At 52.4% G+C, this 25,323-nt stretch carries 27 protein-coding genes; 14 read left to right on the forward strand and 13 right to left on the reverse strand.

The features are described from left to right. Window positions 1-9: 9 nt before the first annotated feature. From lptB to JWZ98_RS19810, 5 genes are read right to left on the reverse strand one after another with little or no spacing between them, the layout of a single operon-like run. Window positions 10-735 (reverse strand): LPS export ABC transporter ATP-binding protein, encoded by a 726-nt coding sequence (gene lptB, locus JWZ98_RS19790; protein WP_205451472.1) that lies wholly within the window; start codon window positions 733-735, stop codon window positions 10-12. After that, a complete protein-coding gene (lptA, locus tag JWZ98_RS19795; protein ID WP_171697419.1) occupies window positions 735-1,235 on the reverse strand; it encodes a lipopolysaccharide transport periplasmic protein LptA in 501 nt (166 codons plus the stop codon). The genes lptB and lptA overlap by 1 nt, the downstream gene beginning before the upstream one ends. Beyond that, the gene (gene lptC / locus JWZ98_RS19800) at window positions 1,222-1,788 is read right to left on the reverse strand and encodes an LPS export ABC transporter periplasmic protein LptC (protein ID WP_205451473.1); all 567 of its coding nucleotides are present in this window, start codon (window positions 1,786-1,788) and stop codon (window positions 1,222-1,224) included. The genes lptA and lptC overlap by 14 nt, the downstream gene beginning before the upstream one ends. Further along, complete coding sequence (gene kdsC / locus JWZ98_RS19805) at window positions 1,785-2,318, reverse strand: 3-deoxy-manno-octulosonate-8-phosphatase KdsC (protein ID WP_205451474.1); 534 nt, start codon at window positions 2,316-2,318, stop codon at window positions 1,785-1,787. Before kdsC ends, lptC begins: the two co-directional genes overlap by 4 nt. A gap of 12 nt (window positions 2,319-2,330) precedes the next feature. Continuing rightward, window positions 2,331-3,305 carry a KpsF/GutQ family sugar-phosphate isomerase gene (locus JWZ98_RS19810; protein ID WP_171697417.1) on the reverse strand — a complete coding sequence of 325 codons (975 nt, stop codon included), beginning with the start codon at window positions 3,303-3,305 and terminating at the stop codon, window positions 2,331-2,333. Between the two features lie 144 nt (window positions 3,306-3,449). Here JWZ98_RS19810 and JWZ98_RS19815 point away from each other — a divergent pair, with 144 nt between their 5' ends. Genes JWZ98_RS19815 through hisD form a run of 7 tightly spaced genes read left to right on the forward strand, consistent with a single transcriptional unit; the run spans window position 3,450 to window position 9,093 of the window. Continuing rightward, entirely contained in the window at window positions 3,450-4,268 is an 819-nt protein-coding gene (locus JWZ98_RS19815) for an ATP-binding cassette domain-containing protein (RefSeq protein WP_205451475.1), read from the forward strand. A 17-nt stretch (window positions 4,269-4,285) separates the two neighbouring features. Further along, on the forward strand, window positions 4,286-5,068 hold the full coding sequence (gene mlaE, locus JWZ98_RS19820) for a lipid asymmetry maintenance ABC transporter permease subunit MlaE (RefSeq protein WP_205451476.1): 783 nt from the start codon (window positions 4,286-4,288) through the stop codon (window positions 5,066-5,068). A gap of 1 nt (window position 5,069) precedes the next feature. Next, window positions 5,070-5,534, forward strand: a complete 465-nt coding sequence (gene mlaD, locus JWZ98_RS19825) for an outer membrane lipid asymmetry maintenance protein MlaD (protein ID WP_033157732.1) — start codon at window positions 5,070-5,072, stop codon at window positions 5,532-5,534. Then, window positions 5,534-5,845 carry an STAS domain-containing protein gene (locus tag JWZ98_RS19830; protein ID WP_033157731.1) on the forward strand — a complete coding sequence of 104 codons (312 nt, stop codon included), beginning with the start codon at window positions 5,534-5,536 and terminating at the stop codon, window positions 5,843-5,845. Before mlaD ends, JWZ98_RS19830 begins: the two co-directional genes overlap by 1 nt. A gap of 33 nt (window positions 5,846-5,878) precedes the next feature. Beyond that, window positions 5,879-7,144 (forward strand): UDP-N-acetylglucosamine 1-carboxyvinyltransferase, encoded by a 1,266-nt coding sequence (murA, locus tag JWZ98_RS19835; protein WP_205451477.1) that lies wholly within the window; start codon window positions 5,879-5,881, stop codon window positions 7,142-7,144. 15 nt (window positions 7,145-7,159) lie between these two features. Beyond that, on the forward strand, window positions 7,160-7,789 hold the full coding sequence (hisG, locus tag JWZ98_RS19840; protein ID WP_205451478.1) for an ATP phosphoribosyltransferase: 630 nt from the start codon (window positions 7,160-7,162) through the stop codon (window positions 7,787-7,789). A gap of 2 nt (window positions 7,790-7,791) precedes the next feature. Further along, on the forward strand, window positions 7,792-9,093 hold the full coding sequence (gene hisD / locus JWZ98_RS19845; RefSeq protein WP_205451479.1) for a histidinol dehydrogenase: 1,302 nt from the start codon (window positions 7,792-7,794) through the stop codon (window positions 9,091-9,093). A gap of 50 nt (window positions 9,094-9,143) precedes the next feature. Here the strand turns inward: hisD and JWZ98_RS19850 are convergent, their stop codons facing one another. From JWZ98_RS19850 to JWZ98_RS19870, 5 genes are all read right to left on the reverse strand, one after another. Next, window positions 9,144-9,440 carry a BrnA antitoxin family protein gene (locus JWZ98_RS19850; protein WP_205451480.1) on the reverse strand — a complete coding sequence of 99 codons (297 nt, stop codon included), beginning with the start codon at window positions 9,438-9,440 and terminating at the stop codon, window positions 9,144-9,146. Further along, on the reverse strand, window positions 9,415-9,693 hold the full coding sequence (locus JWZ98_RS19855) for a BrnT family toxin (RefSeq protein ID WP_205451481.1): 279 nt from the start codon (window positions 9,691-9,693) through the stop codon (window positions 9,415-9,417). Before JWZ98_RS19855 ends, JWZ98_RS19850 begins: the two co-directional genes overlap by 26 nt. A 197-nt stretch (window positions 9,694-9,890) precedes the next feature. Then, window positions 9,891-10,988 carry a hypothetical protein gene (locus JWZ98_RS19860; protein WP_205451482.1) on the reverse strand — a complete coding sequence of 366 codons (1,098 nt, stop codon included), beginning with the start codon at window positions 10,986-10,988 and terminating at the stop codon, window positions 9,891-9,893. 559 nt (window positions 10,989-11,547) lie between these two features. Continuing rightward, window positions 11,548-12,216 carry a laminin B domain-containing protein gene (locus tag JWZ98_RS19865; protein WP_205451483.1) on the reverse strand — a complete coding sequence of 223 codons (669 nt, stop codon included), beginning with the start codon at window positions 12,214-12,216 and terminating at the stop codon, window positions 11,548-11,550. Between the two features lie 428 nt (window positions 12,217-12,644). Next, window positions 12,645-13,526: a LysR substrate-binding domain-containing protein gene (locus JWZ98_RS19870; RefSeq protein ID WP_205451484.1), complete on the reverse strand. Its 882-nt coding sequence runs from the start codon at window positions 13,524-13,526 to the stop codon at window positions 12,645-12,647. A 348-nt stretch (window positions 13,527-13,874) separates the two neighbouring features. Here JWZ98_RS19870 and JWZ98_RS19875 point away from each other — a divergent pair, with 348 nt between their 5' ends. Beyond that, on the forward strand, window positions 13,875-14,651 hold the full coding sequence (locus JWZ98_RS19875) for an ATP-binding protein (RefSeq protein WP_101054482.1): 777 nt from the start codon (window positions 13,875-13,877) through the stop codon (window positions 14,649-14,651). Between the two features lie 118 nt (window positions 14,652-14,769). Here JWZ98_RS19875 and JWZ98_RS19880 read toward each other — a convergent pair whose 3' ends face one another. Both JWZ98_RS19880 and JWZ98_RS19885 read right to left on the reverse strand, forming a co-directional pair. Next, entirely contained in the window at window positions 14,770-15,309 is a 540-nt protein-coding gene (locus tag JWZ98_RS19880; RefSeq protein WP_033157719.1) for a response regulator, read from the reverse strand. 94 nt (window positions 15,310-15,403) lie between these two features. After that, window positions 15,404-16,693, reverse strand: coding sequence for an ATP-binding protein (locus tag JWZ98_RS19885; protein ID WP_033157718.1), 1,290 nt, complete (start codon window positions 16,691-16,693; stop codon window positions 15,404-15,406). Between the two features lie 393 nt (window positions 16,694-17,086). On the opposite strand from JWZ98_RS19885, the gene JWZ98_RS19890 reads away from it, so the two are divergent. The 6 genes from JWZ98_RS19890 to JWZ98_RS19915 are packed head-to-tail and all read left to right on the forward strand — an operon-like array spanning window position 17,087 to window position 24,800. After that, a complete protein-coding gene (locus tag JWZ98_RS19890; protein WP_205451485.1) occupies window positions 17,087-18,724 on the forward strand; it encodes an ASKHA domain-containing protein in 1,638 nt (545 codons plus the stop codon). Next, window positions 18,724-19,389 (forward strand): cobalamin-dependent protein, encoded by a 666-nt coding sequence (locus tag JWZ98_RS19895; RefSeq protein ID WP_171697406.1) that lies wholly within the window; start codon window positions 18,724-18,726, stop codon window positions 19,387-19,389. Before JWZ98_RS19890 ends, JWZ98_RS19895 begins: the two co-directional genes overlap by 1 nt. Beyond that, window positions 19,386-20,414, forward strand: coding sequence for a uroporphyrinogen decarboxylase family protein (locus tag JWZ98_RS19900; RefSeq protein WP_171697405.1), 1,029 nt, complete (start codon window positions 19,386-19,388; stop codon window positions 20,412-20,414). Before JWZ98_RS19895 ends, JWZ98_RS19900 begins: the two co-directional genes overlap by 4 nt. Next, window positions 20,411-21,031: a DUF1638 domain-containing protein gene (locus tag JWZ98_RS19905; RefSeq protein WP_171697404.1), complete on the forward strand. Its 621-nt coding sequence runs from the start codon at window positions 20,411-20,413 to the stop codon at window positions 21,029-21,031. Before JWZ98_RS19900 ends, JWZ98_RS19905 begins: the two co-directional genes overlap by 4 nt. Further along, window positions 21,028-22,677 carry an ATP-binding protein gene (locus JWZ98_RS19910; RefSeq protein WP_205451486.1) on the forward strand — a complete coding sequence of 550 codons (1,650 nt, stop codon included), beginning with the start codon at window positions 21,028-21,030 and terminating at the stop codon, window positions 22,675-22,677. The genes JWZ98_RS19905 and JWZ98_RS19910 overlap by 4 nt, the downstream gene beginning before the upstream one ends. Further along, window positions 22,674-24,800, forward strand: coding sequence for an EAL domain-containing protein (locus JWZ98_RS19915; protein ID WP_205451487.1), 2,127 nt, complete (start codon window positions 22,674-22,676; stop codon window positions 24,798-24,800). The genes JWZ98_RS19910 and JWZ98_RS19915 overlap by 4 nt, the downstream gene beginning before the upstream one ends. Here the strand turns inward: JWZ98_RS19915 and JWZ98_RS19920 are convergent, their stop codons facing one another. Beyond that, on the reverse strand, window positions 24,801-25,313 hold the full coding sequence (locus JWZ98_RS19920) for an aspartate carbamoyltransferase (protein WP_171697401.1): 513 nt from the start codon (window positions 25,311-25,313) through the stop codon (window positions 24,801-24,803). Between the last annotated feature and the right edge of the window lie 10 nt (window positions 25,314-25,323).

A 25,323-nucleotide genomic window follows, 5' to 3' on the forward strand; every position in this document is an offset into this window, starting at 1 on the left:
ATTCGAATTTCATAAACTAAATTTCTCGCCCAGATACACTCTACGCACCTCTTCGTTATCCACCAACTGGCGCGACTGGCCTTCGGCGATAACCTTCCCATTGTTCAAAATATAAGCGCGATCGCAAATCTCCAAAGTCTCCCGCACTTTGTGCTCGGTAATCAAAATCCCGATACCGCGATGCTTCAAGTGCGCAATGATTTTTTGCAACTCCAGCACCGAAATAGGATCGACGCCGGCAAACGGTTCGTCTAGCAGAATAAATTGCGGCTCACTAGCCAACGCCCTGGCGATTTCCACCCTGCGCCGCTCCCCACCTGACAAACCAAGCGCCACCTGATTACGTAAGTGGTTGATATTAAACTCTGTCAATAACTCATCGATCAACAACTCGATTTGCCCATCGGTCAAATCGACCCGAATCTGCAATACCGCGCGTAAATTATCGGCCACACTCAATTTACGAAAGACCGAAGCCTCTTGCGCCAGATAACCGATTCCCAAGCGCGCGCGCCGGTGCATCGGATGATGCGTGATGCGCTGCTCGTCAAAAAAAATCTCGCCGCTATCGGCTTTGACCAAGCCCACCATCATGTAAAAGCTGGTGGTTTTCCCGGCTCCGTTCGGACCCAACAAACCTACGACTTCCCCGGTGTCCACCCTCAGGCTGACCCCATCGACCACATTTCGATTGTTGTAGCGTTTAAACAGCTGTTCCGCAACCAATCGCGCCATTATTGCGCCTGCTTAGGCTTGGGTTTAATCACCGAGTGCACGCGCTTGCCGTCGGATTGCGCTTCACCAGCTTTCAGCAAGGAGTTCTTGGTATCGTACTCGATATACTCACTGGATTGTTTAGCATCGCCCTGCCAGACCGAGGCATTTTTCATAAATTTCAGCAAATTCTGGTCGGGGTAAAATTCGTTGATCAAGCCCTCCCCGTGCATTTCTTCCTTGCCCACCGCCGGCAACTGTTTGAATCGCGACGGTTTACCTGTAGCAATCAATTTGATAATCGCGCCATCTTTCAGATAAACCACCAATTTGTCGCCATCGATTCTGATCGTCCCCTGCGTAGCGACCACATTGCCGGTATAGGTGCTGATCTGCGCCTTTTCGTCGTAAACCGCATTATCCGAGTCGATATAGATGGGTTGTTCGGAATCCGACTCCAGACCAAACGCCATCCGCGCCGAGAATAACAGGCCTACACCGACCATTTTACTTAATTTCATAGCGACCTTTCACTTTGGACAACAATTTCAGGTGAATCGGACTAACAAAAGTCGCTTCCATTCCTACTCCCGCCGTTTTGTTGGGTGGGCTGATGATCTCCGTCCACGCCTGTGTCTCCGCATAATGGCTGGCGAGTTTTACTCGCAAATCCGATGTATTGATGGTCAGCGCCGAATTGGTTTTCGAGGCTTCCCGGTTGATATAAGCACTACCGTTAAGTTGCAAATTATCGCCGTCCACCGCCATCACGCCGCTGTCGGCCTTGATTAGCCAAGGCATCTGGTTGGGGTTATACAAAGTCATCACCGGCTTTTCCAGATGCGTGCTGCCGTCGGCTTTAAAGTGCTGCATTTTTTCCGCGGCCAATTCGCTTTTCGGCACACCGTCGATATTCATTTCCTTTTTGAAATAACCCAAGCTAAAAAAATCCGGGCTATTTTCGACAATTTTCATTTCGGCGTCACGCTGTTCATTCAGCTGTACCAGCCACCATGACAACAATGCGGCCAAGCCAACATAAATAAAAATCTGTAGATTTTTCAGTACGGTCATAAATAGGTTTGCAGTACGCCGTCAAAGCTATCCTGGACTTGCATGATTAAATCGCATACTTCCCGAACCGCGCCTAAACCGCCGGCTGTCTGTGTTTGCCAATGAGCATAATTCTTTAGCACGAAATTGGCATCTTGCACTGCCACCGCAAAACCCACTTGACGCATCACCGGCAAATCCAGAATATCGTCGCCTACATAAGCCACTTGTTCCGCCGTTAGCGCCAGACGCTGCAAAATTTCCGCGAATGCCGCGCGCTTGTTCTCGTGACCTTGGTAGACAAGCTCGACTCCAAGACTCTGCATGCGTAGCGCGACCGAATTGGATTTGCGGCCGGAAATCACCGCCACTTCTACACCAGTCTGACGCAACAATTTAATGCCATGCCCGTCGCGCGCGTGAAAACATTTGTATTCTTTGCCGTTATCGTCGAAAAACAAACGACCGTCGGTCAGCACGCCATCCACATCCAGAATCAACAGCTTTAGCCGCTTAACAGCACTCAGTAATTGGGGGGTTAAATCGAACATCACTCGTCACTCTCAGACTATGCCGGCCCGCAGCAAGTCGTGCATATTCAAGGCGCCCAACAATTTTTGTTGGCTGTCGACGACCAGCAGGGCATTGATTTTTTTACTTTCCATGATTTGCATGGCTTCCGCCGCCAACATATTCACATCGATCACTTTACAAGGACCCGTCATGACTTCGGCGATGCGTGTCGCATGCACATCCAGATTTTTTTCCAACATGCGCCGCAAATCACCGTCGGTAAATATCCCGGCGACCCGGCCTTCGCCATCGACCACTGCGGTCATGCCCAGCTTCTTGCCGGTCATTTCCAGCAAGGCATCGCTCACTAAAACACTATCCGTCACCACCGGCACTTCACTGCCGCGGTGCATGATGTCGTTAACCTGCAACAACAAGCGCTTACCCAAGCTACCGCCTGGATGCGATAAAGCAAAATCGTCGCGGGTAAAACCCTTGGTTTCCAATAGTGACACGGCTAACGCATCGCCCATGACCAATGCCGCCGTGGTGCTGGCAGTCGGCGCCAAACCCAACGGACAAGCCTCATGCTCGACAGCCACATTGATGTGTACGCTGGCAAACCGAGCCAAGGCCGATTCGGGATTACCCGTCAACGCAATCAGCGGCACGCCGAGTCGCTTAATAATAGGCAATATCGTCAGGATTTCTTCGGTTTCGCCGGAATTGGACAAGGCCAGCACCACGTCCTGCCGGGTAATCATCCCCAAATCGCCGTGACTCGCTTCGCCTGGATGCACAAAAAAAGCCGGGGTGCCGGTGCTGGCCAGCGTGGCGGCAATTTTACCCGCTATATGCCCGGATTTGCCCATACCGGTAACCACCACCCGGCCTTTACAAGCCAGCAGCAACCGGCAGGCACTGACAAATTGCTCATCGATGCGTGCAGCCAAGCCGGCAACCGCCTGCATTTCGGTCTGAATCACCGCCAACGCCAACGCCTGTATGTCTTGATCACAACCCACGGAAATTAACTCCACGCACCCAAACAAAAAGGAACCATTATTGCATGTTATTAACCGACTTTTCACCCCAAGTCATTGACTTATTCTCGGCCAGTCATAGAAAATAGCCTGTTCCCAATCCAAAAACTCTTTTGATTCCGGTAAATGGCCAATAGCGCAAGTCCTGAAGACAATATCGTTTCGATTAGCAACTTGAGCTTTTCCAGAGGCCCCAGGAAAATTTTCGACGCTGTCAGCCTGGAGATTCAGCGCGGCAAAGTCACGGCCATCATGGGCCCCAGCGGCACCGGCAAAACCACGCTGTTGAAATTGATCGGCGGCCAGTTAACCCCGGATCGCGGCCAAATCCACGTGGACGGGCAAAATGTTCACCGCCTGAAACCTCGGGAACTCTACGAATTGCGCAAACGCATGGGCATGTTGTTTCAAAGCGGCGCGCTGCTCACGGATATGAGCGTCTATGACAATGTGGCGTTTCCGATGCGCGAACATACCCACTTGCCGGAATCGATGATTCGCACCTTGGTATTGATGAAACTGCACGCCGTCGGTTTGCGCGGTGCCCGCCATTTAATGCCCAACGAGTTGTCCGGCGGCATGGCCAGGCGGGTAGCTTTAGCACGTGCCATCGCTCTGGATCCGCTAATGATCATGTACGACGAACCGTTTACCGGCCAAGACCCCATTTCCAAGGGCGCGCTGGTACACTTGATCAAGGCGCTAAACACCACTCTGGGCCTGACCAGTATCATCGTCTCGCACGACGTACAAGAAACCGCCGCCATCGCCGATTACATCTATGTCTTGTCGGGAGGCAAAATCATCGGCCAAGGCACCCCGCAAGAATTACAACAATCCGATTCGGAGTGGGTGCAACAGTTTATGCACGGTGATGCCGACGGCCCTGTACACTTTCACTATTCGGCGCCTGATTACCTAGACGATCTGCTGGCGAGCAAATAACCACCTTGTATTCAACCATGTTTCAATTCCTGCAAAATCTGGGAAAAGCCACGCGCAGCAGCTTTGCCAAGCTCGGCCGCGCTTCGTTTTTTCTGAGCCACACGCTGACCGGCATTAGCGACGTGCTGCCACGCCCCAACCTGCTGATCAAACAGGTGTATTCGGTAGGGGTTTTGTCATTTTTGATTATCACCATCTCCGGCCTGTTCGTCGGCATGGTTTTAGGTTTACAAGGTTTTAATATTCTGTCCGACTTCGGCGCAGAGGAATCGCTGGGCGTGATGGTGGCTGCCTCATTGGTACGCGAATTAGGCCCTGTAGTGTCGGCACTATTGTTTGCCGGCCGGGCAGGCTCGGCATTGACCGCCGAAATCGGCTTGATGAAGGCCACCGAACAACTGTCAGGCATGGAAATGATGGCCGTAGACCCGATCAAACGCATCATTTCCCCGCGTTTTTTGGCAGGCTTTCTGTCCATGCCCTTACTTGCCGCCTTGTTTAGCGCCATTGGCATCATGGGCGGCCATCTGGTCGGCGTGGGTATGCTCGGCGTAGATGACGGCGCGTTTTGGGCGCAAATGCAGGCCAGTATCGATTTTCAAGAAGACATCATCAACGGCGTGCTGAAAAGCGTGGTGTTCGGCTTCGTAGTGTCCTGGATTGCCTTGTTCGAAGGCTACGATGCCATCCCCACTTCAGAAGGCGTCAGCCGCGCCACCACCCGCACTGTGGTCAATTCGGCCTTCTCGGTACTGGCCCTCGATTTCATTTTAACCGCACTCATGTTTGGAGACATTTAACATGCAGCATTCCAAAACCCAGGATACTCTGGTCGGTTTTTTTGTCGCCAGCGGCATCGCCGCCTTGTTTTACATGGCGCTGCAAGTCAGCAATCTCGGCAGCTACAGCAGCGACGACAGCTACACGGTCATCGCCCATTTTCAAAACAGCGGCGGTCTAAAAGTCAAATCCCCGGTGTCGGTTGCCGGCGTGCGCATCGGCCGGGTATCCGCAATCAGGCTGGACAAGGACAGCCACGAATCGGTCGTGGAAATGCGCATCGAATCGCAATACAACAATCTACCCAGCGATTCCGGCGTGAGCATTTATACCGCAGGCCTGCTGGGTGAGCAGTACGTCAGCCTGGACCCAGGCTCGTCGGACGAATATTTAAAGGATAAAAGCACCATCGACATCACCAGCTCCGCCATCGTGCTGGAAGAAATGATAGGCAAATTCATGCTGAACAAAGCGGAAGGCAAATAATGTCCAAGCTGACATTAACCGAACAGTCGCCCGGCCACTTTACCGTGGAAGGCAGCCTGACTTTTGCCAGCATCGACAAACAAACCTTGCAATCCTTCAAGTTTCTGAAAGGCATGGACAGCATGTGCATCGATCTAGCTAAAGTCCAGACCACCGATAGCGCCGGCCTGGCCTTGATGATCGAATGGATCAGGCTCAGCCGGATGGGCCGGGTCAAGCTGTCCTTCAAGAACATTCCGGCTCAGCTGCTGGCATTGGCCAAACTCAGCGGCTTGGACGAAACCGAATATTTTGCAACCCACACGCATTAAGCTGCATTCCAATTTACAAACCAATAAAAATCCATGGATAAATTACTGATTACCGGCGGCCAACCGCTACACGGCGAACTGAGAATCTCCGGTGCCAAAAACGCCGCCCTGCCTATTCTTGCCGCCACCTTGTTGTCCGATGTGCCGGTCAGCGTCGGCAACATTCCGCATTTGCACGACATTACTACTACCATGGAATTGTTGGGACAAATGGGCGTGGGACTGACCGTCGACGAAAAAATGAACATCGAAGTCGATACCAGCACCATTCACAAATACGAAGCGCCTTATGAGCTGGTGAAAACCATGCGCGCCTCGATTCTGGTATTGGGCCCCTTGCTGGCGCGTTTCGGCGAAGCGTATGTCTCGTTGCCCGGCGGCTGCGCCATCGGCACACGGCCTGTAGATATTCACATCGACTCGCTGCTGAAAATGGGCGCCGACATTACCGTCGAAGCCGGCTATATCCACGCCAAGGTCAAACGCTTGCAAGGCTGCCATCTGGTGCTGGATAAAGTCACCGTGACCGGCACCGAAAACATTCTAATGGCCGCCACACTGGCCGAAGGCGTGACCATCATCGAAAACGCCGCGAAAGAACCGGAAGTCACCGATTTGGCGCATTTTCTAAATAAAATGGGCGCCAAAATCACCGGCGTCGGCACCGATATTTTAACAGTGGAAGGCGTGGAAAGACTGGGCGTCGAAGGTTTGCATTACGACATCCTCCCCGACCGCATCGAAACCGGCACGTATCTGGTGGCAGGCGCAATTAGCCGCGGCCACGTCAAACTGAAAAACACCGACCCCAATACCCTAGACGCGGTATTGGTCAAATTAAAAGAAGCTGGCGCCGACATCACCTGCGGCGAGAATTGGATTGAATTGAATATGCACGGCAAGCGTCCAAAAGCCGTCACCGTGCGCACCGCGCCCTATCCAGCTTTCCCGACCGACATGCAGGCGCAATTTACCGCGCTAAATTCGGTCGCCGAAGGCGTAGGCCTGATCACCGAAACTGTATTTGAAAACCGTTTCATGCACGTGCAGGAGCTGCAACGCATGGGCGCACAAATCAAATTGGAATCTAATACCGCCATTTGTACAGGCAGCGGACAATTGAAAGCAGCGCCGGTCATGGCTACCGATCTGCGGGCTTCTGCCAGCCTAGTCTTAGCCGCTCTGGTCGCAGAGGGCGAAACCCTGGTGGATCGGATTTACCATATCGACCGTGGCTACGACCATATCGAAGAAAAATTGTCACAACTGGGCGCTACCATTCGCCGCGTTCCTAACTAAATTACTAGCAAAACCATGTTGACCATTGCCGTATCCAAAGGCCGTATTTACGAAGAAGCCCTGCCGTTTCTGGAACAGGCCGGCATCACGCCGATCGACGATCCGGACAAGAGCCGGAAGCTGATTCTGCAAACCACCCGCCCCGACGTGCAGTTGGTGATCATCCGCGCCACCGACGTTCCCACCTTTGTGGAATACGGCGCAGCGGACTTGGGCATCGCCGGCAAGGACGTGTTGATGGAACACGGCGCGGAGAGCCTTTACGAACCTTTGGATTTAGGCATTGCCGGTTGCCGCTTGATGACCGCCGGCCCGGTTAATGCCCCGGAAGTGAAAGGCCGCTTGCGGGTCGCCACCAAATACGTCAAAACCGCACAGCGTTATTACGCCAACCTGGGGATACAAGCCGAAATCATCAAGCTCTACGGTTCGATGGAGTTAGCGCCGCTGGTCGGATTGGCCGATTGCATCGTCGATTTGGTCGATACCGGCAACACCCTAAAAGCCAACGGCCTGGAGCCACGGGAACTAATCGCCAACATCACCTCTCGACTAGTGGTGAATAAAGCAGCGATGAAAATGAAACATCAAGCCATTCAAGCGCTCATCGACCAGTTCGAAACCACGTTGGCCCAGAGGGCGTAATCATGACTGCGATCAAAATGCTCTGCCTAGATAGCGCGGCAATCGACTTTGACAAACAATTGCAAGCCCGTTTAGCCTGGGATGCCAGCGATGATTTAGAGATACACAAACGGGTATTGGACATCATCGCCGACGTAAAAAAGCGCGGCGACAAAGCCTTGCTGGAATACACCAACCGCTTCGACGGCACCGCGTTTAAAGCCGCCTCCGAACTGGAACTGGACCGAGCTGCATTACAACAGGCCTGGGATACTTTACCCAGCACCCAAGCCATTGCTTTGCAAACCGCCGCCGACCGCGTCCGTGCTTATGCCGAGCATCAGAAGCTGCAATCCTGGCAATACACCGAGCTAGACGGCACCGTACTGGGCCAAAAAGTCACCGCATTGGATAAAGCCGGCCTCTACGTGCCGGGCGGCAAAGCCGCTTATCCGTCTTCGGTCTTGATGAACGCGATTCCGGCGAAAGTCGCCGGCGTCGGCGAATTGATCATGGTCGTCCCCACCCCGCGCGGCGAAACCAATGCCCTGGTATTGGCGGCGGCGCACGTGGCCGGCTTAGACCGCGTATTCACCATCGGCGGCGCCCAAGCGGTTGCAGCTCTGGCTTACGGTACCGAATCGATTCCGGCGGTGGATAAAATCGTCGGCCCCGGCAACATCTATGTCGCCACCGCAAAGAAACTGGTATTCGGCCAAGTCGGTATCGACATGATTGCCGGACCTTCCGAAATTTTGATCATCTGCGACGGCCAGACCAACCCGGACTGGATCGCGATGGATATGTTCTCGCAAGCCGAACACGACGAAAACGCCCAGGCCATTTTAATCAGCGATGATCCCGCGTTTCTGCAGCAAGTGGAAGCCAGCATCAACAAATTGCTCCCAGACATGGAACGCGCCGACATCATCCGCGCATCCTTGACCGGTCGCGGCGCGTTCATCAAAGTCGCTAATTTGTCCGAAGCCGCGCAAGTCGCCAACCGCATCGCCCCGGAGCATCTAGAGTTGTCCGTAGCGGAACCGGAAGCCTTGTGCGAGCAAATTCATAATGCCGGCGCCATCTTCATGGGCCGCTTCACCGCCGAAGCGCTGGGCGATTATTGCGCCGGACCGAACCATGTCCTGCCCACCTCCAGCACGGCCCGCTACTCATCGCCTTTAGGGGTTTACGATTTCCAAAAGCGCAGCAGTTTGATCAATTGCTCAGCGGTTGGCGCGCAGAACTTGGGCAAGATTGCTTCAGTGTTGGCGCGGGGCGAGAGTCTTACTGCGCATGCTCGGTCGGCGGAATTTAGGATTTAATCAACAAACTCGCGGAGGCCGGATAAGCGAAAGTATTTCCGGCCTGCAAATTATGCTGGCGAATGATCCTTCAGCCATTCTTTCAAGGCATCGTTCATCCTAGTCTGCCAGCCTTTGCCGGTAGCACGAAACGCCTCCAGCACCTCTGCATCCAACCTAATCCCGGTAAATACTTTCGGTGAATCCTTACGTGGCCGGCCACCTTTAGGCCTAAGCATTTCAACCGCCTGCTCCGTCCCAAATAACTCGGCAAACACCTCGCCGGCGGGGCGCATTTGTTTAAAATCGGTTTCGGTCAGATTTCGGACTTCGCCGCCTGCATCAGTTAATGGTATTGGTTCTGCCATATTTGCGGGCCTCTCTTAAATTTGCTTTTCGGAAACTAATGACGCGGATTCCACCGGTCACGGGAGTAAAACATAGGACATGTAGTCGCCCATCAAGATAACCAATCGCAACAAAACGTCGCTCCGGATGATCTTTACGAACATCTTCCGTTGCAATGGCGCTAGACCAGTCAAAATCTGCCACTCGCTCGAAGCTTAAGCCACGTTCGATTATGTTTCTGGCGTTTTTTACAGGATCGAACTCGATGATCATGAGGCATTAATGTATAAACAAAAACTGGTTAGAGCAAGTTTTTGTTTATACGAAAAGTGATTTTGTGTCGCTAACGCGACGATTTTTATATGTCGGGTCTCGGCCCGACAGCCTATTTCCTGAGCTTCTCACTTTTGGCGAGGGGTGGAATAGCGGGAACAAAACCATCCCTTATTTCAATATGAGTCGAAGCAGAGTCATATTTTTTTATATATGAAGCCTCCAATGATGTCTTTGTTTGAGATAGTTTTTATAGTTGGTTCAATTCGTGATCTTAATCCAACTTTATAAGCAAAGTTCGATAAGTAACCTAGCGTTGAGTGACAATAATTTAGTCCATCTACACTAACGCTGGGAGCGTCCGTTAATCCAGCAAAAGTTTTTATAAGATCATCAAAGTCTTCGAACAAAGAGCGACTATGCCTTGCTTTAGAGGCCTTAGATGGATCTTGGGGCATAGGACATTCAATAATCGGAATTTTTTTATTGCAAAATTCAATTAATTTGTAATTTGCAAACAGTATCTTTTCTGCTTGAGCAATCGGAGCAGAGTGCACGACCAAGTCCCTATACTCGCCTAAAGCTTTCAGCCAACCATTACCACTAGTTATTGATAATAATTCACGAATCAACACATCTTCTATAGACATTTTCTTTATGTCTTTTAATAATGAAGACATTGAATTTATATTTTTGTTTCTTATATTATGAAAATCAACTATATGAGCTGCAATAAATTCAGCAAGATAATCTCTAAGTATGCATGCATCAATCAGGAACGTCTGAATAGACAAATAACACAACCATGTAAAATTATCCATAAACTTAATTTCTTTGACGTGATTCTCCCGTTCGAGGATTGCCAAAAGCTGTTCATGGTATCTGTCAGAAAGTTCTTTTACCCTCCAACCACACACCCTCAACTGGTGAGATATTCGATTTGATAAGTCCCAAAGACGCCCATCTTTAATTGTATATGCGCTATTTCCTAGATTGCCCCATAATATGGCGGCCTCTTCATTTATCCATCTATCACTACAAGATTTGTTGTACGCTCTCCATTCTGGAAGGTCAGCGCCTTTAGCCTGATATGAGTTATCAATGAATTCAATTCCAATGATTTCTTGATTCAATGATTCGATACTACTGTAGAGCAGTTTATAGTGTGACGTATTAAAAATAAAAGATTGATTTTTTGAAGCAGGGTAAAGTTCACATTTAGGATTAGCTTCATTTGTACAGCGCAGCCCTCCTTTTAAATGCACAACCCTAATTGATGGCCATTCATGATTCATTGAGTTCACAAATCCCTGGCTGAATATCAGCCTTCTTAAATTTAGATAAAATCTTGTCAATCGTTATCCAGAGCCATAACACGCAATCTTTTAGACGCCAATAAGCTAATTAGTATTGCACCGCTTTTGGGCCCTCGATAATTTGGCGAATTTCGCTAACGTGAATGCGCTCTATGAGTTACAAGTTACGCAAATGTAGGCAATTTCAAATCTCGCGACTTGGGCTTTCTCCCCCATGCCGCGCCGAGCACCGGAACTTTTGGTGGGAATAGCCCGAAGGGGTGCGGCAGGGATGCCGCACGTTGGCGAAGGGGCAGGAAGCCCCTTTCGCCAACCCCCGCCAAAAGCTTCGGAGCGCAGGAAACAAGCGGCATCCGGGTGACTTTTCTTTGGCCAAACACAAATTCGTCTGGAACGAATTTGAACAGCCGATAGGCTGGCCCGAAGGGCGAAAACCAAGGATGGTTTTCGTAGCGAAAGTTACTCGGCTGTCGAGCCGAGACCCGACTTCAAAACCAGCCGGCGCACCAGCGACACAACCACACCACAACCCAGCGCATTATCCCCTGCGACTAAAAGACCAAAACCCCACAACCCCCACGCCAAATAACCAAAACGCTCCCGGTAGCGGCACCGTTTGCAACACTACATTATCCAGGCCGGCGGTTTCGATGATACCGTTGGTAAATTCGCCGTGAATGTACAACCCACTCAAATTGGACAGGACATTTTGAAAATCACTTTGACTGGCAAACACCCCGCCTGTGCTGCCCAGCCGCCATTCCGAGGAGGGCGCAAAAGTCAGACTGATATGAGTCCAGCTACTATCCGGCACGATGTTCGGGTCGCGTTTCCAGAGTAGGCGTTGGCCGTTGCCAACTAACATGACGTCGGTGGTTTGCCAATTGACATCGCCATCGCGATACGTGAGATCGTAGGACAGCCCGGTAGCGCCGAGCTGCGAGCCCAAGAAAGCCGCGGGAGCGGAGAAGGTAAAATCGCCGCTGTCAGGGTCGGTGGCGGCCAGATAATTGCCGGGATTGCCACCACCTGATACATGACTGGGTTGGTATTGGCCGATGATCGAATAATTGTTCTGGCTGAAATCGGCAAAACTGACGATTTGCCAGTTCTCGCTGTCGACATCGAATGAACTGGACACGCTGGCGAGAACCGGCTGCGACGTCAACAATACGATAGCAACAGGTAACAACTGTTTTTTGTTCATGATGGGTACTCCCAAGGTAAAAGCCCGGCACGGGCAACGTGTTTGCTTCGCCACAAGGCTCAAGGCATTAGTGGAAATGGTCGTAATTTTTGTCGAGCCTCGTATCTCCGCCTTCAAATAGTCCAAGCATCAGGCTGTTATCAGGCGCAATAAGGCTTAAGGACCTTGCAAATATTAGACGATTTGTAATTTCCCGGCGGGGATTACTCCAGTATCCCGCAGTAAGTACTTATCTCAGCTTTTAAACGGACATACGAGACAAGGCCCGCCATTTTGTCGGCTAAATACAAATTAACTTCTAGCGAGCGCCCACAGCCGACAGGCTGCCATACAGAGCAAAAGAACATCAAAGGTTTTCGTGGAAAATGTCATTTGGCCGTCAGATCACGAACTGCCAATAAAATAGTTGCCACGCCAGCGGTGTATACCTAAATGTCCTTAGCAGCATCCTGCACCAAGCCGCTCAAGCGCCGAATCAGCTCCCCTCTGGCACTGGTCTTGCGCCAAACCATGCCTATGGTCCGGCTCGGCGCCGGCTCAGCGAATGGCAGATAACGTAGCCCCGGTTCGTCTCGCACCGCGATACGTGGCATGAAGGTGATGCCGGTACCGGCGCGAACCATTTGCCGCAAGGTTTCCAGGCTGGTGGCGCGAAGATCCTGTTCTTCGTCGGCGCCGATTGTTTGGCAGATTTGCAAGGCATGCCCACGCAGGCAATGGCCTTCGTCAAGCAACAGCAAATGTTCGCCGTTTAGATCGTCTGGCTCGACTTGCGGCTTGACCGCCAACGGATGACCGTCTGCGACCGCCAGTAGAAACTCGTCGTCGAACAAGGCCTGGCTTTCCAGGAAATCCTCGTAAATCGGCAGAGCCAGCAAAGCGCAATCCATCTGCCCGCTGCGAAGTTGCTGTAACAATTGCTCGGTTTTTTCCTCGACTAAAATCAGGCGGATGCGTGGCAAATCCTTTTTGATTAGCGGTACCAGTGGCGGAAACAAATAGGTCGCCAAGGTTGGAAACGCGCCGAAACGCAGGTTACCGGCCAACGGGTCCTGGGCTGTCGCAGCCAGTTCCTTGATATTGTCTTGCTCCTTCAAGATGCGCCTTGCCGACGCCACGATCTGCTCGCCTAGCTCGGTAGGCAGCACTTTTTTGTTGGTGCGCTCGAAAATCTGGATACCCAATTCATCTTCCAACTTTTTAATCTGGGTACTCAAGGTCGGCTGGCTGATGCAACAACGGTCGGCAGCCTGCACAAAGCTGCGCAAGTCGGCAACGGCGATCAAATAATGTAAATCCCGCAGATTCATAGCCACCCCGTAAATAGCCAATAGCTATCGTTTAAATGATAACAATCGATTATGAGTCGATCATCGCGCAGAAACGCGCCTCGGCCGCCAAAGCCGCGACTTAAAATAAAGTCTAAGCAGTCCTTGGTTACCCACGCAAGCGGCACATACTGGCTACAGTGGGTAGTCACATTTCCACAACCGCTATAACTTGCCCACAAAATCTGTGGATAAGTCTGTTGGCAACCCGTTAAAAGCCGCTCTAAGTTGTTGCTGTGCTTAGAGTGGTGTTAAATTGTCTAAAATTTATACACTTTCCATTTCTTTAGACAACCCGGCACTTTGACCGGCCCCAGTAAAGGATCACAGATGATAGATTGGAACCACACCTATGCGGCAATTTGGCGTCAGCGCCAGGCGTTTCTGCGTCCTGTTCGGCAAATCGATCCGATCCGGCTGGATCAACTGCTGGGCATAGAGCCGCAAAAGCAGCAAATGATAGACAACACGCTGCGTTTTCTGGCGGGACTGCCGGCGAATAATGCCTTGTTATGGGGCGCGCGCGGCACTGGCAAATCCTCGCTGGTGAAAGCCTTGTTGAACGAATATTTGCATGAAGGTTTACGAGTCATCGAAGTGGATAAACAAGATTTACTGTATCTGCCGGAAATCGTCGACGACATTCGCGAACATAATCAGCGTTTTATTATTTATTGCGACGATTTATCGTTTGAGAACGGCGACGCTCTCTACAAGCCGCTGAAAAGTGTATTGGAAGGCTCTATTGAAATGCCGCCGGAGAATGTGCTGTTTTACGCCACGTCCAATCGCCGCCATTTGCTGCCGGAACATATGCGCGACAATCTGGATACGCTGCTGATTGACAACGAGGTGCATTATTCCGACACCATTGAGGAAAAAATCTCACTGTCCGACCGCTTCGGTTTGCGGCTGGCGTTTTACCCGCAGCATACTCAGACATACCTGGATATTGTCGACAGCTATTTCGTCGATTATCGCGGCAACCGCGAGGCTTTACACAAATCGGCGCTGGATTTTGCCCATCAGAATGCCGCCAAAAACGGCAGAACCGCGAAGCAATTTTTCAATGCCTTTAGTAATGACGAGCGTACCGAACAGCTGTAACTCCGTTCTAAACAAAGCGGCTCTCGGACTGGCGGGAGCCCGCTTAATACTTTGGCCCCCGATTTCGCAGGATTAACGGTATCGCGGAAATAATTACCAATAGAGCCGGCAATACTGTCTATTTAAAATCTTCGTCATCGAGAATAATCGAGCCGTCCTGCGCCCAATTCACTTGGGTGATACCCGGCTCCTCAGCTTCCAGCGCTTTAATAATCGCTTCTTTTTCATTCAGGAGTATTTGCTGCGCCCGCACCTGATCGGCCAAGGCCCGATTTTCCAACAACATCCGTTTGTGCGCCAGACCGTTCTCGACCACATTGACAATTTCCAGATTGCTCCAGGGCTTGTTGATAAAGCGAAATACTTCCGCCTCATTGATGGCGTGCTGGGCGCCTTCCAGGTCGGCAAAGCCGGTCAACACAATGCGCACAGCATCCGGCTGCATGCGCTTGAATAAAATCAAAAAATCGATACCGTTAATACCCGGCATTCGGTAATCGGAAATCACCAAATCAAAGCTATGTTCCTCAGCTAACAACAGTGCTTCCTCGCCGCTGGTTGCGGTAACGGGTTCGTACTGTTTCAGCAACCGCGTCAGCGCTTTCAGCACGTTCGGCTCGTCGTCGACGATGAGTATTTTAATATCTGCCTGGTTCATGATTTTGCACTAACAGTGGTATATTGATGACATAGTCTGGCAGGTAAAACCCCGTCTGCAAGTTTGGTATTCAAAAACCGCCAGACGCACCGGACTATTCGGTAGACGCCGATTCCGGCGGCCGAATCGGCAGCCAGACTCGAAACCGGCTACCCTGCCCAAGCTGGCTGCTTACTTCGATTTTACCGCCATGTTTACGGACGATATTCTGCGAAACCGACAACCCTAGCCCGGTGCCCTTGCCGACCGGCTTGGTGGTGAAGAACGGCTCAAACAAACGCGGCAGGTTCTCCGGGGCAATACCTTTGCCGTTATCGCGGATTTCCACCCAGACATTCGGCTCCGTGCAACCCGTACTAATATGAATATCGCCTTTGGTATCAATCGCGTGCGCGGCGTTAATCAGTAAATTCATAAACACCTGATTCAATTGCGAAGGCAGGCAATAAATCTCCGGTATCTCGCCGTATTGCTTGTGTACGGTGCAATGGTACTTCAGCTCGTTGTTGATAATATTCAGCGTGGAATCCAACCCTTTATGCAAATCGGCCAGTTCCCAATCGTTTTTATCGGCATGCGCAAAATCCTTCAAATCCTGAATAATGTCACGCACCCGCGACAAACCTTCCATGGACTCAGCAATCAATTCCGGAATATCGCCGCGCAAATAGTCAAGCTGCTTGGTTTGTTTCAACGTGCGCAAGTTTTGCAGCGCCTCCTCCGAAAAGTTTTTTTCGGCTAAAGCCGCGTTGTAAGCATCCATCACGCAAAAAACGTCACACAAATAGCCGTTCAGCGTATTCAAATTAGAATTGACGAAACCAATGGGATTATTGATTTCGTGAGCAATGCCGGCCGCCAGTTGCCCTATTGCCGCCAATTTTTCCGATTGTAATAGTTGCAAATGTACAGACTGATTCTCCTGATGCCGGCGTTGCACTTCGGCTTCCAGATAGGTATTTTGGTTTTTTAGCCAATCCCGGGCATGCTTCAGTTCCAGCTGCGTTTTGATTCTGGCCAATAGAATCGACAAATGACACGGCTTGTAAAGATAATCCACCGCACCCAGTGACAAACCCCGCTCTTCCTCCAGATCAGAGGTCAGGGCGGTCACGAATATCACGGGAATATCGCCGGTTTTGGGATCGGCTTTTAGCTGGCCGATGACTTCGTACCCATCCATATCGGGCATCATCACATCCAACAAAATCAAATCCGGCTTTGGCGCACCACCCGCCAATTGCAACGCACGCTGCCCGTTGGTCGCTACCAAAATCTGGTAATACGGGGCGAGAAACTGCCCGAAAACCGACAGGTTGATAGACTCGTCATCGACTAACAGAATGGTGGCTTGGCGCTCTGTCGATTGTTTATCGGATTCCATCTAAATTCCGTTGGCTTAGGTGAACCATGATCTGGATTGACTGCAAGCGTCTCAGGCAAGCCGATTCCGGTCACGACCCGCTTTTTGGCGCATCGGCAAAGTTTACCCGATTGTTGATGACATTCCAGTATGAACAGTGTGCCGATAGCCTAAAGTGCCTTTTGGCACTGCTTATAACCGCATATCACGGAGTTTATGCCGTAAAACCCGATCTAATAAAGACAAATCGCTTACGCTACAAGATTGGATCAGCGAAACCACCAATACACACTAAAATAAAAGGGGAAAACCACTGGCTGTTTTGCCCATGCCGAATAGATCAAACCCCATCATGCCAGGCCTCAACGAAAGCGAAAGCGCAATTGCTACTACTCCTACAGGTTTCCATCGCCTATGACCACCACCCCTCCCGATACCGGACGGCCGCCCCCCCCAGCTGGCGATATGCTGGCAACGGTCGGCAGTAACGATCAGACGTTACGCATACTGCTCAAACCCGATCTGTCGGTACGCCAAGCCCTCGACACCACCGCTTTGCGGGTACGCGCTGCCTGCGGCGGTTTGGGCACCTGTGGCGCGTGTCTGATTCAAACCGTAAGCGGCGAATTTAACCCACCGACGCTGGCGGAACGGCAAAAGCTGCTTCCTGAAGATTTGGCTGGCGGCATACGTTTAGCCTGCCAGTTGCGGGCGCGCAGCGACTGCACGCTTTATCTGGACAATCCGGCGCCGCATTCCGCCTGGAAAAGTCTGGACCCCACCCCGCTTTATCAAGCCCACGCCAATCCTGCCGTTTCCGAATATGTCTACGGGGTGGCGGTAGACCTGGGGACAACACACATCCGCCTATCGTTGTGGAATCGGCAATCCGGCCGACGCATCGGCACCCGCTACAGCATCAATCCACAAGTTGCGCATGGCGCGGACATTCTGACCCGGCTGGATGCCGAGCGCCTGGACGATCAAGATTGCCGGCGCATAGGCCGGGAAGCGCGCGCGGCCATCATCGACGGCATACGCGACATTCTCAGCCGCGATATGGGCGAAATAACGCCGATACTGGCGGAACTGGGCAAAGTATTAATAGTGGGCAATACCGCGATGTTGACGCTGATTTGCGGCAATAGCGGCGACTGCCTCTACCAGCCCGAGAACTGGCAAAGCCCTATCGCCTGCCTGCCCGCCGATGCCGATGCCTGGCGGCAGACATGGCGCACACCGCATGCCGACATCGACATCGCCCAACCGCTGGCTGGTTTTATCGGCTCAGATTTACTGGCCGACCTGCTCGCTACCGGCATTACTGAGCAATCGCAACCGATGCTGTTGGCCGACTTCGGCACTAATACCGAAATCGCCGTGTGGGACGGCAGCAACCTGTGGGTCAGTTCCGTGCCGGGCGGTCCCGCTTTTGAAGGCGTAGGCATGCGCAACGGTTTAACCGCAGAAGCCGGTGCAATTTGCAAAGTGTCGGCAAGCGGCTTACGGACGATAGGAGATGTCCAGGCGCGCGGCTACTGCGCCAGCGGCTTCATTGATGCCATTGCCTTGCTACTGGACCAAAAGCATCTGAAACCGTCCGGACGCTTCGCCGAACCGCAGTCCGAACAAGGCTTTTTATTGCAAGCCGACATTCCCAAAAGTGCCATTTTTGCGAGCGACATCGATATTTTCCAGCGTGCCAAGGCATCGACAGCCGCTGCCATGTCACAATTGATGTCGTACGCAGGCTTGGCAATAAGCGATTTGAATCGGCTGTGGATTTGCGGAAGTTTTGGTCAACATTTGGACCTAAACAGCGGGTTGCGGGTTGGCTTACTGCCTCCTATACCCCCCGAACGGGTCAGCCTGCTGGCCAATGCCAGTCTGGCCGGCTGCGAACAACTGCTGTTGAATCCGGCCGGGCCAAGTCTGTTAAACAATATTGTGCAACGGGCGCGCGTGGTCAATCTTGGCGGGGTTTTCGAATATGAAAACCGCTTTATCGACAATTTACGCTTGCAGCCCATGTCTATCGAGGAATTCGAATAATGCTCGACGCTTATATTCAATCCTATAACCAGGCGGTATTCGAAACCGATAAGCCGGCCGCCCTGGAGGTCGTCAATCACGCCTTAAACGACGGATTCAGCCCCGAGGATATCGTCTTCAAATTAGTCATCCCGGCCATCGAGTTGATGATGACCTTAATCGAAAAAGATCCGGACGCCAATCTGGCCCAGCATTTCATGACCGCGCAAATTGCGGCCGACGTCACCGAAAAAATGCTGGAAAAATTCAGTAAACCGCCGGAAATGATAGGCCGGGTCGTCATCGGTGCCGCCTACGGCGACTTGCATTCCTTGGGCAAACGGATCGTTAGCGGCTGCTTGAAATCGCTGATGGTGGATGTGGTCGACCTGGGCACCAACGTCACTGCCGAAAAATTCGTCGATACCGCGGTAGCCGAGAACGCCCAAGTCATCGCGGTTTCCGCGATGATGGTCCACACCGCCACCAGCGAAAAAGGCAGCCTGGGTGTGCGCAGTTTGTTACAAGAACGTGGTCTGGAACAACAAATCAAACTGGCGGTAGGCGGCGCTCCCTACCGTTTCGATCCGGAGTTGTACACCAAGGTCGGTGCGGATGCCTGGGCGCCGGATGGCGTCACCGCCGCCAAAGTCATCGTCGATCTGATTCGCGAGGTCAAGCCATGACACCTATGGAAATCCTCACCGCGGCGGCGACCGGCAACCCCGCGCCGCGCATTCCGGTTTTTTGCAATATGTCCGATCACGGCGCCCGAGAATTGGGCATGCCCGCCAAGCAATACTTCAGCAGGGGCGAATATGTGGCCGACGGCCAATTACGCCTGTTGCGGCGCTACGGCTACGACAACATCTGGAGCCTGCATTATGTTGGCAAGGAAGCGGAGTTGCTGGGTTGCCGGGAAATCCTGTTTGCCGACGACGGCGTTCCAAATGTCGCGGACTTCGTCATCAAAAACCTGGACGACATTGCCAAACTCGACATTCCCACCGACATTACACAGCATCCGGCCTGGCAATCGGTTGCCGACTGTCTAAAGATTTTGTGCTGCGAAGTCGGCACCACGCATCCGATTTGCGCCTACGTCACGGCCTCGACCACCTTGCCGGCCATCTTGATGGGTATGGATAAATGGATGGAGTTATTCCTGCTCGGCCCGTTTGATGTCCGCGACGAACTGCTGCGCAAATGCTCGGATTTCTGCCGGCAGGAAATCGCCGCCTTACGGGCCTTGGGCGCCAATGTGTTGATTTACTCCACGCCGTTTGGCTCGCCCTACTTCGTCAGCCGCAAGCAAATTGAGCAAAAGGTGATGCCCTGGATGCGCCGGGACTTGCTGCCGGGCGGAAATGAGGACATCGTTTATTACTGCGGCATGGCGGGTTTTAACGATGTGATCGATTTGGTTTTCGATGAACTTCACATCAAAACTCACTACATCAGCCCACTTGCCGACTTAGCCGAAGCCAAACGCCTGATCGGTAATCGCGGCCTGACCTGCGGGGTGATCGACGATATTAAAATGATTCACTGGAGCACCGAGCAAACCCGCGCCGAAGTGCAGCGTATTATCGAAATCGGCAAAACCGGCGGCCATTTTTTGTTCGGTAACGGCGTCATGCCAATGGCTGTGCCCGAGGCCAATATTCGGACTATGGTCGATGCAGCATTCGAATACGGGAGACTGCCATGAAAACCTTCGCGATACATCCGGAAAATCAAACTCCGCTGACCATGGTGGGCTGCGGCATTTTGCGTAAGGAAGTGGACGGACTAATCGCGAAAAATCACTGGAACGTGCATACCCATTATCTGGATTCGGCCTTGCACAATTACCTGAATCGTTTGTCGACCGAGCTGAATCAGGCGCTGGAAGAACGCGAGAAACTCGGCGAAAAAACCGTGGTGTTTTACGGCGGCTGCCACCCGTTGATGGAGAAATATCTGGAGGGCCACCACACTTGCCGCACCCACGGCCAAAACTGTATCGTCATGCTGCTCGGCTACGAGTTATTCATGCAGGAACTGGAAAAAGGCGCGTATTTTTTACTGGAAGACTGGGCCTTGACCTGGGAACCCATGATCACCGCCTGCTTCGGCGCAAACATGACGGTGATCAGGGAGATATTTCACAGTAGTCATAAATATATTCTGGCGCTGCGTACCCCCTGTAACGGCGATTTCAGCGCCGCCGCCGAAACCGCCGCGCGCTTCGTGGATTTGCCGCTGGCATGGATGGATGTCAGCCTGGAGCATTTGGAAACCGTTTTGGCCGATGCCATCCAACGCCGGCTTGCTGCGGAACAATGACCCAAGCGCCCTCCCATCAAGAGTTGCAGGACCAAATCAAGCAATTGGAAACCCGCGTCCGCAAGCTTTCGGAAGAAAAAGCGAATCTATATTTGATTCTGCACATGCTGGAGTTGTTAAACCCCATCGCCGGCGTCGAAGGGTTGTTAGAGAGCTTAATGACTGCTTTGTGCGGCAGTTTGGGCGGCAGCAATGTCGAAATTTATTATCTGGACGCAGGGGCAATCCATTACGCCAATTTAGCCGGCGAACGCCAAATTATTGATCATATCGACGATCCCTTAATCAACGAAGTTTTTCAGCAGCGCCGCTTTGTCGAACAAACCTCGGATTCTGAGCACACGCTACTGCGCGGCATGACGCCGGCCATTGCCTGCACCTGGGTCATGCCCTTGCAGGTGGGCAAAGAATTAATCGGCGCCATCAAAATGACCGACATGTTGGGCTCCGCGCAAATGCGCGATTATCTATCGCCGTTTTTCTCGCACATGGCGCTGATATTGAGCAATGAAATCAAAACCCGCATCGCGGAAAGCGCGAACCAGGCCAAAAGTAATTTCCTGGCCACCATGTCGCACGAAATCCGCACCCCGTTGAACGGTATCTTGGGAATGGCGCAACTGCTGAGTCTACCTGACTGCGACCCAAGCAAGCATCAAGAATGCGCCCGCACTATCCTCGCATCCGGACAGACTCTATTAACCCTGTTAAACGATGTGTTGGATTTGTCTAAAATCGAAGCCAATCGGCTGGAGCTGGTTTACTCTGCCGCGCAGCCTCGGCAAATCATCACCGAAGTCCAGTCGCTGTTTGGGGAAAGCGCACATCAGAAAAACCTGCAAATCGAAACCGTCTGGCTCGGCCCAAGCGAGCAATGCTATCTACTGGATCAAATCAGAGTCAGGCAAATGCTGTCAAATCTGGTCAGCAATGCCATCAAATTTACCCATCATGGCGTAATCCAAATCCAGGTAACCGAGTTGCGGCGGCAAGACTCGCAAGCACAACTGGAATTTTCCGTGTCCGATCAAGGCATCGGCATTGCCGCCGACCAACAGAGCCTACTTTTCAAACCCTTTACCCAAATCGACGCCAGTTCGACGCGGCGTTACGCCGGCACCGGTCTGGGCTTATCCATCGTACAACGCTTTGCCGGGCTGATGCAGGGCGAAGCCGGCGTGGAGAGTAGTCCGGGCAGGGGCGCCCGGTTCTGGTTCAGAATTCGCTGCGACCTGGTTGACTGTCAACTGCATAACCACAATTCCGCACAACAGCGCTTACCCGTCCCTTGCGCGGAGCTGTATTCCGCAGCAGTCAATGCCGAACATTATCAAGATGCGCTAGCCCATCCAGAGCAACCCGTCATGGCGGTAACCGACCCAACAAATGCAGAAGACATCGCCTTGCTGCACCACAACCAAGAATTACGGCCGCTAATGGACGAACTCGATAACTTATTAGCCAAAAACATGTTCCATGCCATTAATCACGTTAAAGCATTGCAAAATTTACTGCGCGCTAGTGCGCTAGAACCACGGTTTTCCGAAATAGCTCAGTCGGTTAACGAAATGAAATTCGACCAGGCACGCCAGCAGTTGCGGCAGCTTTATTCAGCCTTGGGTTGGAATGGAGTACAAACCGAATGAACAGCAAACAATTGAAAATTCTCGCCATCGACGACACTCCCGCCAACCTGGCCTTGTTGGGTTTGGCATTGCAGGACGATTACCAAATTCAAATCGCCACCTCCGGCGCTAAAGGCTTGGAACTGGCGCTGGATGAGCCGCCTGATCTGATTCTGCTCGACATCATGATGCCGGATATGGACGGCTACGAAACCTGTCGGCGGATCAAGGCCAGTCCGCTGTTAAAAGACATTCCGATTGTGTTCGTGACCGCTTTAAACGAAATTCAAGCCGAGGCCTTGGGCTTTTCTTTGGGCGCCGCGGACTATTTGACCAAACCCATCAGCATCGAAATCGCCCGCTTGCGGATTCGCAATCTGTTGCAACGCGAACAATTTCGTCAAGAGCTGCAACGCCGCGAGGCTGGGCAACGCCTAGCGGCCAGTGTATTTGCCCACACTCACGATAGCGTCGTCATTACCGACAGCGAGAACCGCATCATTGATGTCAACGCGGCTTTTAGTCGAATTACCGGCTACGCGCGCGAGGAAGTGCTGGGTAAAAATCCCAGTATTCTCAAATCCGGCCGGCAATCCGCGGAATTTTACAAAGCCATATGGCAAGCACTGAACGCACACGATCATTGGAGTGGCGAACTCTGGAACCGCAATAAAAAAGGCGAGGTTTTTGCTGCGCTGACCTCGATTTCGGTAGTGCGGGACGACGACGGCAAAATTCATCATTACATCGGTTTGTCGGCCGACATTACCCCGCTGAAGAACCATGAATACGATCTGGAACGCATCGCCCATTTTGATCCGCTGACCGGCATCCCCAACCGCGTATTACTGGCAGACCGCCTAGCCCAAGCGCTGGCCCACACACACCGCGCCGGCAACCATATGGCGGTATGCTATCTGGATCTCGACGGCTTTAAGCCGGTCAACGACCAATTCGGCCACGAAGCGGGGGATCAGTTACTGATAGAAATTTCCCTACGCATCCGCGACTGCCTCAGAGCCGGCGATACCGTCGCCCGCATCGGCGGCGACGAATTTGTGCTGCTCTTGCTGGATTTTAACGACACCCGCGAATGCGAGGCGGTATTGGAGCGCATGCTCTGCAAAGTCGCGGAACCGTTGAGCATAGATGATAACCAGGTCTGCGTATCGGCCAGCGTGGGCCTTACCCTATACCCTGATGACCTGGCAAGCGCGGACACGCTGCTGCGGCATGCCGACCAAGCCATGTATGTCGCCAAACAGCGCGGCAAAAATCGCTACCACCTGTTTGATCAGGAACTGGACAGAATAGCGCTGGTCCGCGGCGAGACCTTAACGCAAATCGAAGCCGCGCTGCTCAACAACCAGTTCGAATTGTATTTCCAACCCAAGGTCAATATGCGCCTGGGTAAAGTGCTGGGTGCGGAGGCTTTGATTCGCTGGCGGCATCCCGAGCGCGGCTTATTGTCGCCTGCGGCGTTTTTACCCGACATAGAAGGCACCGAACTGGTCATCGCCCTGGGCAATTGGGTATTGGCCCGCGCCCTGGACCACCTGCAAACGTGGCAAGACATGGGCTTGAACATTGCCATCAGCATCAATATCGCCCCGCGCCACTTACTGCACCAGGATTTCGTCGACACCTTGAAAACCGGCTTCGCTGCGCACCCGCAACTGCGCCCCCACTGCCTGGAACTGGAGATACTGGAAACAGCCGCACTGGAGGATATTGGCCGCGTCACCGCCGTGATGAAGGAATGCCAAAAACTGGGCGTCGGCTTTGCATTGGACGATTTCGGTACCGGCTATTCGTCGCTAACTTACCTGAAAGCCTTACCTGCCGACACCTTAAAAATCGACCAATCCTTTATTCGCGACATTCTCGGCGACCCGGAAGATCTAGCCATCGTCGCCGGCATTATCAATCTCACCGCCGCCTTTCATCGGCAAGTAATAGCCGAAGGCGTCGAAACCGATGAACATGGCTTGCTATTGCTGAAACTGGGCTGCGACAACGCTCAGGGCTACGGCATTGCGCGGCCGATGCCTGCTGCAGATTTGCCCGCCTGGATCAGCCACTGGCATCCTAATCGAGAGTGGTTGGAAAAATCACATCCCCAAGCCGGAGCCGCCGAAAAGTAACTATGGCTGATGACCACCATGATGCATAGCATGTCCACCGGGCACAGCATGGCGAGCGTGGTCGCTGAGTTGGGCATCGAAGTAGCTGTGCACTGCCTCAATCAGCTGCTTATCTTCACTCCGATACTCGATCTCGGCACCGTTCGGCAATTCCCGATAGGCAAAACTGACTTTCCCGGCTGCCGACGCCAAGGCGTTTAGCCCCGGCATGTCATCCCCATGAATGCGCCGCGGCCCTGAAAAATCGCCAGCCGCAAAATGTGTAGCCAGTTGCGACAGATGACTGCGCACTAAGCCAATTTGTTGGCTGTCAGCAGCATCCTTAGCGATCACTTGTTGAATACCACCAGTATCAGTCTTATTAAAAATATGCAGGGTTTTTTCCAGCGCAAACGGCATGACATGGCTGCCGCGCTCTTGCACTGCGTCTAAGCGCGATGGATCGACAGGTGGAATAGCCTGGACAATAGGAGCCGTTAGCACCAACGCCGCAATCAGTAATGATTTGTTCATTTTAATCTTC

Source organism: Methylomonas sp. EFPC1, assembly GCF_016925515.1.
Classification (GTDB): Bacteria; Pseudomonadota; Gammaproteobacteria; order Methylococcales; family Methylomonadaceae; genus Methylomonas; species Methylomonas defluvii.

Coding starts and splice junctions, on each gene's coding strand:
- hisG (WP_205451478.1), top strand. CDS start 7,160: ATGTTGACCATTGCCGTATCCAAAGGCCGTATTTACGAAGAAGCCCTG.
- kdsC (WP_205451474.1), bottom strand. CDS start 2,318: ATGTTCGATTTAACCCCCCAATTACTGAGTGCTGTTAAGCGGCTAAAG.
- JWZ98_RS19905 (WP_171697404.1), top strand. CDS start 20,411: ATGAAAACCTTCGCGATACATCCGGAAAATCAAACTCCGCTGACCATG.
- lptA (WP_171697419.1), bottom strand. CDS start 1,235: ATGAAATTAAGTAAAATGGTCGGTGTAGGCCTGTTATTCTCGGCGCGG.
- lptB (WP_205451472.1), bottom strand. CDS start 735: ATGGCGCGATTGGTTGCGGAACAGCTGTTTAAACGCTACAACAATCGA.
- JWZ98_RS19885 (WP_033157718.1), bottom strand. CDS start 16,693: ATGGAATCCGATAAACAATCGACAGAGCGCCAAGCCACCATTCTGTTA.
- JWZ98_RS19895 (WP_171697406.1), top strand. CDS start 18,724: ATGCTCGACGCTTATATTCAATCCTATAACCAGGCGGTATTCGAAACC.
- JWZ98_RS19920 (WP_171697401.1), bottom strand. CDS start 25,313: ATGAACAAATCATTACTGATTGCGGCGTTGGTGCTAACGGCTCCTATT.
- mlaE (WP_205451476.1), top strand. CDS start 4,286: ATGTTTCAATTCCTGCAAAATCTGGGAAAAGCCACGCGCAGCAGCTTT.
- JWZ98_RS19855 (WP_205451481.1), bottom strand. CDS start 9,693: ATGATCATCGAGTTCGATCCTGTAAAAAACGCCAGAAACATAATCGAA.
- JWZ98_RS19850 (WP_205451480.1), bottom strand. CDS start 9,440: ATGGCAGAACCAATACCATTAACTGATGCAGGCGGCGAAGTCCGAAAT.
- JWZ98_RS19880 (WP_033157719.1), bottom strand. CDS start 15,309: ATGAACCAGGCAGATATTAAAATACTCATCGTCGACGACGAGCCGAAC.
- mlaD (WP_033157732.1), top strand. CDS start 5,070: ATGCAGCATTCCAAAACCCAGGATACTCTGGTCGGTTTTTTTGTCGCC.
- JWZ98_RS19815 (WP_205451475.1), top strand. CDS start 3,450: ATGGCCAATAGCGCAAGTCCTGAAGACAATATCGTTTCGATTAGCAAC.
- JWZ98_RS19870 (WP_205451484.1), bottom strand. CDS start 13,526: ATGAATCTGCGGGATTTACATTATTTGATCGCCGTTGCCGACTTGCGC.
- murA (WP_205451477.1), top strand. CDS start 5,879: ATGGATAAATTACTGATTACCGGCGGCCAACCGCTACACGGCGAACTG.
- hisD (WP_205451479.1), top strand. CDS start 7,792: ATGACTGCGATCAAAATGCTCTGCCTAGATAGCGCGGCAATCGACTTT.
- JWZ98_RS19830 (WP_033157731.1), top strand. CDS start 5,534: ATGTCCAAGCTGACATTAACCGAACAGTCGCCCGGCCACTTTACCGTG.
- JWZ98_RS19890 (WP_205451485.1), top strand. CDS start 17,087: ATGACCACCACCCCTCCCGATACCGGACGGCCGCCCCCCCCAGCTGGC.
- JWZ98_RS19910 (WP_205451486.1), top strand. CDS start 21,028: ATGACCCAAGCGCCCTCCCATCAAGAGTTGCAGGACCAAATCAAGCAA.
- JWZ98_RS19865 (WP_205451483.1), bottom strand. CDS start 12,216: ATGAACAAAAAACAGTTGTTACCTGTTGCTATCGTATTGTTGACGTCG.
- lptC (WP_205451473.1), bottom strand. CDS start 1,788: ATGACCGTACTGAAAAATCTACAGATTTTTATTTATGTTGGCTTGGCC.
- JWZ98_RS19915 (WP_205451487.1), top strand. CDS start 22,674: ATGAACAGCAAACAATTGAAAATTCTCGCCATCGACGACACTCCCGCC.
- JWZ98_RS19860 (WP_205451482.1), bottom strand. CDS start 10,988: ATGAATCATGAATGGCCATCAATTAGGGTTGTGCATTTAAAAGGAGGG.
- JWZ98_RS19900 (WP_171697405.1), top strand. CDS start 19,386: ATGACACCTATGGAAATCCTCACCGCGGCGGCGACCGGCAACCCCGCG.
- JWZ98_RS19875 (WP_101054482.1), top strand. CDS start 13,875: ATGATAGATTGGAACCACACCTATGCGGCAATTTGGCGTCAGCGCCAG.